The sequence below is a fragment of the Ramlibacter sp. genome (assembly GCF_041916345.1).
Lineage (GTDB): Bacteria > Pseudomonadota > Gammaproteobacteria > Burkholderiales > Burkholderiaceae_C > Ramlibacter.
On sequence record NZ_JAYRZR010000170.1, the window covers coordinates 1 to 2,857 of the forward strand.

Genomic DNA, 2,857 nt, shown 5'->3' on the forward strand with positions numbered 1-2,857 from the left:
ACACCCATGGCCCCGGCCTGTTCCACACCAAGACGCCCGTGACCGGCCTGGAAAGCCTGCGCGGCATGAAGATCCGTGGCGGCTCGCGCGTGATCAGCAACATGCTGACCAAGCTGGGCGCCACGCCGGTGGGCATGCCCGTGCCGGCGGTGACCGACGCGCTGTCCAAGGGCGTGATCGAAGGCACCACCATCCCCTGGGAGGTGACGCCCGCGCTCAAGGTCAGCGAGCTGGTCAAGAACCACACCACCTTTGCCGGCAAGGAAGGCCTGTACACCCAGACCTTTGCCTTCTCGATGAACAAGGCGGCCTATGAAAAGCTGCCGGCTGACCTGAAGAAAGTGATTGACGCCAATTCGGGCATCGAGACCGCCGCCATGTTTGGCCGCGCGATGGACGACGGCGACAAGGCCGGGCGCGAGATTGCCGTGAAGGCCGGCAACAACATCGTGGCACTGGACGTGGCCGAGACGCAGCGCTGGCGCCGCACCGCCTCCTCGGTGGAGACCGACTGGATCGCCGAAATGAAGGGCAAGAACATCGACGGCGCCAAACTGGTGTCCGAGGCCCGCGCGCTGATCGCCAAATACCAGAAGTGATCTTTCAGGCGGCGGCGCTGCGACGATAATCCGCCCCAGCGCCAGCCGGCGCTGCGGGGGGCTTCACCCCTATCCCAACAACTAAAGCGGTGATGAATTGAAAACCCTTTCCTTTCTGGCCAGGCTCTGCGCCGTCCTGGCGGGCGTGATCCTCACGGCCATTACCCTTGTGACCTGTGCCAGCCTGATCGGGCGCAACACCATCGGCGTCACGCTGGTGGGGGACTACGAGCTGACGGCGGCGGCCGCCGGCGCGGCGGTGGCGCTGTTCCTGCCCTGGTGCCAGCTGCGGCGCGAAAACATCATCGTGGATTTCTTCACCGCGCGCGCCTCCGTCCGGACGAACGCGCTGCTGGACCGTTTTGGCGCCCTGATGCTGGGCGCCATCATGCTGCTGCTGGCCTGGCGCACGGCGGTGGGCGGCATCAGCGCCTTCCGCTCCAATTCGACGACCATGATGCTGGGCTTTCCGGAATGGATCGTCTATTCGGCCATGGTGCCGCCCATGGTGCTGACGGCCGTGATTGCGCTGGTGCAGACCGCCCGCGGTGACTTTGCGGAGAAGGGCCAATGAGCGCATTGACTTTGGCGGGCCTGATCTTTGCCTGCATGCTGGTGCTGATGGCCGCGCGCGTGCCGATTGCCATTGCGATGTTCGTGGCCGGCGTGTTCGGCTACCTGTACCAGGTGGGCCCGGCGCCGTTCCTGAACAACCTCAATGGGCTGGCTTACGCGCGCTTTGCCAGCTATGACCTGTCCGTCATACCGCTGTTCATCCTGATGGGCAACTTTGCCACGCAGGGCGGCATCTCCAAGGCGCTGTTCCAGTTCGCCAGCGTGATCATGGCGCGATTTCGCGGCGGCCTGGCCATGGCCGCGGTGATGGCCAGCGCGGCGTTTGGCGCCATCTGCGGCTCGTCCATTGCCACGGCGGCCACTATCACGTCCGTGGCGCTGCCCGAGATGAAGCGCCACGGCTATTCGGGCCGGCTGGCCACCGGCACGCTGGCCGCCGGCGGCACGCTGGGCATCCTGATCCCGCCGTCGGTGCCGCTGGTGATCTACGCCATCCTCACCGAGCAGAACATCGCCAAGCTGTTCGCGGCGGCCACCATCCCCGGCCTGATCGCCATGTGCGGCTACCTGATTGCCATTGCTGTTTACGTGCGGCTGTTCCCCGGCCACGCGCCCGAGCATGACGACGACCGCCCGCGCATGACGCTGGCCGGCGTGATGGCGGTGGCGCCGATCGCCATCATCTTCCTCATCGTGTTCGGCGGCATCTACGGCGGCCTGTTCACGCCCACCGAGGGCGCGGGCGTGGGCGCGGCGGCCACCTTCGTGGCCGCGCTGCTGCGCCGCGAGCTCACGCTGAAGAAGATCGCGCACTGCTTCTATGCCACCGCGGCGGCCAGCGCCATGATCTTCCTGATCTTCATCGGCGCGGACATGATGAACGCCGCGCTGGCCCTGACCCAGGTGCCCGCGCAGCTGGCCAGCGTGATCCAGGGCTGGAAGATCGCGCCGGTGCTGGTGGTGTCGGGCATCCTGCTGTTTTACGTGGTGCTGGGCGCGGTGATGGACGAGCTGTCCATGATCCTGCTGACCATTCCGATCTTTTTCCCGGTGGTGATGGGGCTGGACTTCGGTCTGCCCAAGGAGTCGGTCGCGATCTGGTTCGGCATCATGGTGCTGATGACCGTGGGCTTTGGCCTGCTGGCGCCGCCGGTGGGGCTGAATGTGTACGTGGTCAACGGCATGGCCAAGGACGTGCCGATCGGCGAGAGCTACAAGGGCGTGATGCCGTTCCTGGTGAGCGATGTGCTGCGTACTGTCTTGCTGCTGGCATTCCCGCCGATCTCGCTGTGGCTGGTGAAGTACGTGGGGTAGCGCTGGCATGAAGATCGAACGCATCGGCCTGGTGGGCCACGGCGAGGTGGGCCGGATATTCAGCGCCGGCCTGCGTGGCCAGAACGGCGTGGCCGCCGTGGGCGCCTGGGACCTGAAGTTTGCGGCAAGCGCCACGCGCGACGCCGAGCTGGCCCATGCGGCGCGCCAGGGCGTGACGGCCCATGCATCCATGGCCACGCTGTGCGCGGCCTCGGACCTGGTGATCTCGGCGGTGACGGCCTCCAACACCCTGGCCGTGGCCCAGGAGGCCGCGCGCCACATCCGCGCCGGCACGGTGTTTCTGGACCTCAATTCCGCGTCGCCCGGCACCAAGCAGCAGGCGGCGGCGGCCATCGAAGCGGCCGGCG

At 66.7% G+C, this 2,857-nt stretch carries 4 protein-coding genes; all 4 read left to right on the forward strand.

From position 1 onward, the window contains the following. A partial coding sequence (gene dctP, locus ACE3T5_RS21410) for a TRAP transporter substrate-binding protein DctP (protein ID WP_374670135.1) occupies nucleotides 1-599 on the forward strand: 599 nt, incomplete at its 5' end. A 97-nt stretch (nucleotides 600-696) separates the two neighbouring features. Then, a complete protein-coding gene (locus ACE3T5_RS21415; protein WP_374670136.1) occupies nucleotides 697-1,173 on the forward strand; it encodes a TRAP transporter small permease in 477 nt (158 codons plus the stop codon). Further along, entirely contained in the window at nucleotides 1,170-2,489 is a 1,320-nt protein-coding gene (locus tag ACE3T5_RS21420; protein WP_374670137.1) for a TRAP transporter large permease, read from the forward strand. The genes ACE3T5_RS21415 and ACE3T5_RS21420 overlap by 4 nt, the downstream gene beginning before the upstream one ends. Nucleotides 2,490-2,496: 7 nt before the next feature. Further along, nucleotides 2,497-2,857: NAD(P)-binding domain-containing protein (locus ACE3T5_RS21425; protein ID WP_374670138.1), on the forward strand; the 361-nt coding region annotated here is incomplete at its 3' end.

Coding starts and splice junctions, on each gene's coding strand:
- ACE3T5_RS21420 (WP_374670137.1), top strand. CDS start 1,170: ATGAGCGCATTGACTTTGGCGGGCCTGATCTTTGCCTGCATGCTGGTG.